This window comes from Nocardioides sp. (assembly GCF_035481145.1).
In the GTDB taxonomy this organism is placed as follows: domain Bacteria; phylum Actinomycetota; class Actinomycetes; order Propionibacteriales; family Nocardioidaceae; genus Nocardioides.
The window spans coordinates 21,887-28,493 of the sequence record NZ_DATIHB010000103.1 but is presented as its reverse complement, the minus strand read 5'-3'; the positions used below and the strand labels follow the sequence as shown (position 1 = coordinate 28,493).

4 protein-coding genes are annotated in these 6,607 nt (G+C 70.6%); 2 read left to right on the top strand and 2 right to left on the bottom strand.

Annotated features, from left to right (window positions below; genetic code table 11):
- Both VLF38_RS09110 and moeZ read right to left on the bottom strand, forming a co-directional pair.
- Positions 1 to 2,069, bottom strand: a 2,069-nt coding sequence (locus VLF38_RS09110; protein ID WP_325270952.1) for an ATP-dependent helicase, incomplete at its 3' end; no start/stop codon positions are given.
- A 91-nt stretch (positions 2,070 to 2,160) separates the two neighbouring features.
- Positions 2,161 to 3,390 carry an adenylyltransferase/sulfurtransferase MoeZ gene (gene moeZ / locus VLF38_RS09105; RefSeq protein WP_325270951.1) on the bottom strand — a complete coding sequence of 410 codons (1,230 nt, stop codon included), beginning with the start codon at positions 3,388 to 3,390 and terminating at the stop codon, positions 2,161 to 2,163.
- Between the two features lie 225 nt (positions 3,391 to 3,615).
- Here moeZ and VLF38_RS09100 point away from each other — a divergent pair, with 225 nt between their 5' ends.
- Positions 3,616 to 5,889, top strand: coding sequence for an immune inhibitor A domain-containing protein (locus VLF38_RS09100; protein ID WP_325270950.1), 2,274 nt, complete (start codon positions 3,616 to 3,618; stop codon positions 5,887 to 5,889).
- Positions 5,890 to 5,958: 69 nt separating this feature from the next.
- The gene (locus VLF38_RS09095; protein WP_325270949.1) at positions 5,959 to 6,582 is read left to right on the top strand and encodes a TetR/AcrR family transcriptional regulator; all 624 of its coding nucleotides are present in this window, start codon (positions 5,959 to 5,961) and stop codon (positions 6,580 to 6,582) included.
- Positions 6,583 to 6,607: the final 25 nt, after the last annotated feature.

Here is a 6,607-nt window from a genome sequence, read left to right as displayed (position 1 = left end):
GGCTCGAGCTCGCCGAGGAACCGTGACGGCTGCTCGCCATCCGGGTCGGGCGAGGCGACGGCCGTCACGACCAGCCGCTCGGTCGCGCGGGTGGCGGCGACGTAGAAGAGCCGCCGCTCCTCGGCGAGCAGTGCCGCACGGGCGGGTGGCGGAACCAGCCCGTCGGACCCGATCCGGTCAGCACCGAGCAGCGACGAGCGGGTGCGCAGGTCGGGCCAACCGCCCTCCTGGACGTGGGCCACCACCACGAGCCGCCACTCGAGGCCCTTGGAGCGGTGTGCGGTCAGCAGGCGCACCGTCGCGCCGCGCACACCACGCTCGGCGAGGGAGTCACCGGGGATCTCCTGGGCGAGCAGGGTGTCGAGGAACGCGGCGACACCGGCATGGTCACGCTGCTCCTCCACGCGGGCCGCGGCCTCGAAGAGGGCACACAGCGCATCGAGGTCACGGTGGGCGAAGCGCGCCGCCTGTCCACCGCGCGCAACGGCATCGCTCAGTCGGGCCGACCAGTCCGAGCCCTGCCACAGCGTCCAGAGCAGCTCCTCCGCGGGGGCTCCGTCCAGGTGCTGGTCGCGGGCCCGCGCCATGGTCGCACCGAACGTCGTTGCGGGGTCGAAGACCGCGGCCCGCAGGAGCTCGTCGTGCGGTGCATCGGGCGACGCGAGTCGCAGCCGCCGTGACAGCGCCCGCACCTCGATCGCGTCGAGCCCTCCGAGCGGTCCGGTGAGCAGCTCCTCGACGCCCGGCTGGTCGGGATCGACCACGGCTCGCAGCGCGGCGAGCAGCGCCGCAACGGCCGGCTCACGCACCAGCGGAAGCTCGTCGGACGCCACATCGACCGGCACGCCGGCAGCCGCCAGCGAGCGCCGCAGCATCGGGATGGTCGCCTGCCCGGACCGGACGAGAACGGCCATCTCGTCCCACCCGACACCCTGCTCGAGGTGGGCGCGGCGGAGCAGGTCGGCGATGTGCTCCACCTCCGCGCGCTCGGTGTCGAAGGTGCGGACCTGCACCACCCCGTCGTACGCCGCCTCGGCTCGCGGCGCCAGGAACGCCTCCCGCGCCGCCTCCGGGAGGGCACCGCTGAGCGGCAGCCGCGCGGCCAGGCGCTGCGATGCCTCGAGGATTCTCGGGCCGAACCGGCGGGTGGTCGCCAGCGCGACGACGGCCGCGGGCGCGCCGGAGCGCTGCGGGAAGACCGTGGGGAACTCGAGGATGCCGCGGACGTCGGCTCCACGGAACGCGTAGATCGACTGGTGCGGGTCACCCACCACGGTCAACGACCGGCCCCCGCCCGCGATCGCCTGGAGCAGCGCCACCTGCCCCGGGTCGGTGTCCTGGTACTCGTCGACGAAGACGTGCGTGTAGCGCTCGCGCAGCTCGGCACGGTGCGCCTCGGCCTCGATCGTTGCCCGCCGGATCAGGTCGGAATAGTCGGTCGCACCCTGCGCGTCGAGGACGGTGAGGTACTGGTCGAGGAAGGCGCCCGCGGCCACGAACTCCGGCAGACCGTTGTCCCGGCCGAGCGCCACGAGGTCGGCCGGGTCGAGCCCCTTCTCCCGGGCCCGGCCGAGCACCGCGTGGACCTCGCGCGCGAAGCCGCGCGTGCCGAGCGCGGCACCCAGCGACGCCGGCCAGCGCACGGACTCGGGGTGGTCGGCGAGCAGCTCGCGCAGGACGACGTCCTGCTCGGGGGCGGCCAGCAGCCGCAGGGGTGCGTCGTAGAGGTCGCGCGGTGCGTAGGCCCGGATCAGACCATAGGCGAAGGAGTGGAAGGTGCTGCACATGGTCGCCGTCGTCGTGCGCCCGACGCGCGCGGTGACCCGATCGCGCAGCTGCTCCGCGGCCTTGCGGGAGAAGGTCAGCGCGAGGATCGACTCGGGCGGCACCCCGTCACGCTCGATGCGGGCCGCGATCGCCTCGACCAGGGTCGTGGTCTTGCCCGTCCCCGGACCGGCCAGCACCAGCAGCGGACCGTCGCTGTGGTCGACGACCGCCTGCTGCGCAGCATCCAGCACGACGGCTCGGGGAGCCGCCGCGAGCGCAGGTGCGAGCTGATAGGTCGTCACGGGGCAACCCTTTCAGACACCACCGACACACGAAGCACGAACGCCCCGGACCGACGAGGTCCGGGGCGTTCGCACGCGTGACGTCAGCGCATCAGTACGACGGCTGCGACGGGTCGACCTGGTTGACCCAGGCCACGACGCCACCACCGACGTGGACGGCGTCGGAGTAGCCCGCGCCCTTGAGGATCGCCAGCACCTCGGCCGAGCGGACACCCGACTTGCAGTGCAGCACGACCTGCTTGCCCGAGTCGACCGACGGGATCTTCTCCAGCGCCGAGCCGTTGAGGAAGTCGCCCTTGGGGATCAGCGTCGCGCCCGGGATCCGGTTGATGTCCCACTCGACCTGCTCGCGCACGTCGATCAGCACGAAGTCGTCGCGGTCGTCGATCCACTGCTTGAGCTGGTGGACCGAGATCGTCGAGCCGGCAGCCGCGTCAGCAGCCTCCTCCGAGACCGCGCCGCAGAACGAGTCGTAGTCGATGAGCTCGGTGACGGTGGCGTTCTCGCCGCAGAGCGCGCAGTTCGGGTCGCGACGGACCTTCAGCTTGCGGTACTCCATCTCGAGCGCGTCGTAGATCATCAGCTTGCCGACCAGCGGGTCGCCCATGCCGGTGAGCATCTTGATCGCCTCGTTGACCTGGATCGAGCCGATGCTCGCGCAGAGCACGCCCAGGACGCCGCCCTCGGCGCACGAGGGGACCATGCCCGGCGGCGGCGGCTCGGGGTAGAGGCAGCGGTAGCAGGGCGCCTCGGCGGCGGCCTCGCGCATGACCGGGTCCTCGGAGTTGCGCAGGCCCGCGGCGTAGACCGAGGCCTGGCCGTCGAAGCGGTAGATCGAGCCCCAGACGTACGGGATGCCCAGGAAGTACGCCGCGTCGTTGACCATGTAGCGCGTGGCGAAGTTGTCGGTGCCGTCGACGATGAGGTCGTAGCCCTCGAAGATCGCGTAGACGTTGTCGTTGTCGAGGCGCTCGCCGTGGACGACGACGTTGACCAGCGGGTTGATCTCCTGGACCGACTCCTGCGCCGAGATCGCCTTCGGGCGACCGACGTCGGACTGGCCGTGGATGATCTGGCGCTGCAGGTTCGACTCGTCGACCTCGTCGAACTCGACGATGCCGATCGTGCCGACGCCGGCCGCGGCGAGGTACATCAGCGCCGGGGAGCCGAGGCCACCCGCACCGATGACGAGCACCTTGGCGTTCTTCAGGCGCTTCTGCCCGACCATGCCCACGTCCGGGATGATCAGGTGGCGGCTGTAGCGGCGGACCTCGTCGACGGTCAGCTCGGCTGCCGGCTCCACGAGTGCGGGGATGGACACGCAAGGCTCCTCGGGTCAGAAAACTTTCTGCGACGTGCAGGTCGGGCCAACACGACGTACGCCGCCATTGTTCCCCACGGCCCGTGGGCCGACGTGCCGTGACCGAATCGCAACCAGCAGATGGCTGGACACTGCACGTGTCGCGCGCTTGAGTCGAACCTGGCTCACGCCACCCCGCCCCGGCCTGCCTGACCGGTGCGGACAGCACTCTCGGAAGGCGTACACGTGAAGAGATTTGCCACCGGCCTCCTGGCCGGCACCGCCTCGCTCGCGCTCGCAGTCACCACACTGCCCGCCGCGGCGCAGGAGTCCACACCACTCCAGGCGGAGCAGCAGCAGGCTCAGCGGTCCGACAACCGCCCGGGCCCGCTGACGAAGAAGCAGGACCGCCTCAAGAAGAAGGCGCTCACCCTGCTGCAGAACGGCAAGGCAGAGCTGGAGGCCCAGCCGGACGGCGGCTCCGTCGTCCAGCTGAGCTCCGACGAGTTCGTCGAGTTCCCGACCGAGAAGACCGATCAGGTCTGGACCGTCCTGTCGGAGTTCGGCACGGCGTCCGCCGGTCGCTACGGCCGCGAGCCCGGACCGCTGCACAACCAGATCCCGCAGCCGGACCGCACCAAGGACAACTCCACCGTCTGGACGTCCGACTTCAACAAGGCGCACTACGACGAGATGTTCAACGGCAGCGGCGAGTCCTTCGCCGACTACTACGCGAAGCTCTCGGGCGGGAAGTACACCGCGCTCAACACCGTCGAGGACTGGGTCACCGTGCCCTACAACGGCTCGTACTACGGCGCCAACCCGCGTGAGGACAACGGAGGCTCCTGGGACTTCATCTCCGACACCGTCGACAGCTGGTACGCCAAGCAGGTCGCCGCCGGCAAGTCCGCTGCCGAGATCGACGCCTACCTCGCGAAGTTCGACGTCTGGGACCGCTACGACTTCGACAGTGACGGCGACTTCAACGAGGGCGACGGCTACATCGACCACTTCCAGGCGGTCCACGCCGGCGAGGGCGAGGAGGCCGGCGCGACCGAGGACGCGATCTGGTCCCACCGCTGGTACGTCGACGGCAACCTCTACGGCCAGACCGGCCCGTCCGTCGGCGAGACGCCCAACCTGCTCGGTGGCACGCGCGTCGGCGGGTCGAAGTACTTCGTCGGCGACTACACCGTCGAGCCGGAGAACGGCGGGCTCGGTGTCTTCGCGCACGAGTTCGGCCACGACCTCGGCCTGCCGGACTACTACGACACCGCGGGCGGCGAGAACGGCACCGCGTTCTGGACCCTCATGTCTTCGGGCTCGTGGCTCAACCACGGCACCGAGGACATCGGCTCTGTCCCCGGCTTGATGGGCCCGGAGGAGAAGCTCTACCTGGGGTGGCTCGACCACAGCACCGTCGCGACCGGCCAGTCGGGCACCTTCACGCTCTCGCCGAGCCAGCTGACCCTCGACGGCCAGGACCAGGCGATCAAGGTGGACCTTCCCGACGCGGTGACCAGCACGACGTACACCACTCCCCCGGAGGGCACGCACGCCTGGTGGTCCGGACGCGGCGACGGGCTCAACAACAAGCTCACGCGTCCGGTCCCGGCCGCCAGCCGGGTCACGGTCACGGCGGACGTCTGGCACCAGATCGAGGCCGGCTACGACTACCTGTACGCCGAGTACTCCGTCGACAACGGCGCCACGTGGAAGGCCGTCGGCACGCCGATCGACGGCGCCTCGAAGGGCTGGACCGGCAAGCGCTGGTCCTACAACGCCGGTGGCGCTGCATCGCTCTTCCGGTTCCGCTACCAGACCGATGGCGGCGTCAACGAGCCCGGCGCGTTCCTCGACAACGTGAAGCTCGCCGCGGGCACGACCTGGTCCGTCACCGACGGCGCCGAGGCGGGCGACAACGGCTGGACCGCACAGGGCTGGACCGTCTCGACCGGCACGGAGACGAAGAGCTCCAAGCGGTACTACCTCATCGAGAACCGCCAGTACGTCGGCTACGACGCCACCCTCGAGACCGGGCCGTACCAGTTCAGCGAGGCGGTCAGCCGCCCCGACTGGGTCGAGCACTTCCCGTTCCAGGACGGCATGCTGGTCTGGTACGTCGACGGCCGCTACGCCGACAACAACGTCAGCGCGCACCCCGGCGCAGGCGCGGCGATGGTCGTCGATGCGCACGCGACGCCGCTGACGTACGCCGACGGCACCCGCCCGTCCAACCGTCGCCAGCCCTTCGACGCGACGTTCGGCCTCGACCCGGTCGACCCGGTCTGCCTGCACAAGCAGGTCCCGGACTCCTCGACCGCGGGCTACACGACGTACGAGGCATGCGCGAAGGACCTCGCCGCGAAGGCGACGTTCGACGACACCAACCCCGACGCCTACTGGTCGGCGGAGAACCCGCAGAACTCGGTCAAGGTGGCCGGTCACGGCGTCCGCGCGACCGTCACGGGCCAGTCGGGCAACGCCCTGACCGTGGAGGTGACCAACCCCGCGGCGTGACCGCGCCGCACCGTCATGGGGACCCGACCGTCTAGGCTCTGCACGAACCACGGAGACGGGAGGGTCGCCATGACTGCTGGCGAGATCGACGGCGTGCGTGCTCGGGGTGCGCGACTTCCCCGCCATGCCCGTCGGGCACAGCTGCTGGAGTCGGCCCTCGACGTCTTCGCCGCCCAGGGCTACCACGCGGCCGCGATGGACGACATCGCCGCGAAGGCGGGGGTCTCGAAGCCGGTGCTCTACCAGCACTTCCCCGGCAAGTTCGAGCTCTACCTCGCGCTGCTCGAGACCGCGTGCGACCGGGTCATCGAGAGCACCAACGCGGCGCTGCGCTCCACGCACGACAACAAGCTTCGTGTGGCCGGCACGATGGCCGCCTTCTACGACTACGTCGCCGCCGACACCGGCGCCTTCCGCCTCGTCTTCGAGTCCGACCTCACCAGCGAGCCCCTGGTGCGGGCGCAGGTGGAGCGCGTGACCACCGAGTGCGCGAGCGCGATCACCGAGGTGATCGCCGAGGACACCGGTCTGCCCACCGAGGCGGCCCACCTGCTCGCGGTCGGCCTGGTCGGCATGGGTCAGGTCAGCGCGCGCTACTGGCTCAACGACCCGGGCTCGCTGACCCGTGAGGACGCCACCGCCCTGATCGCCGGCCTCGCCTGGCGGGGCATCGGCGGCTACCCCCTGCACTGACTTTCCCGCACCACAGCATCTGATG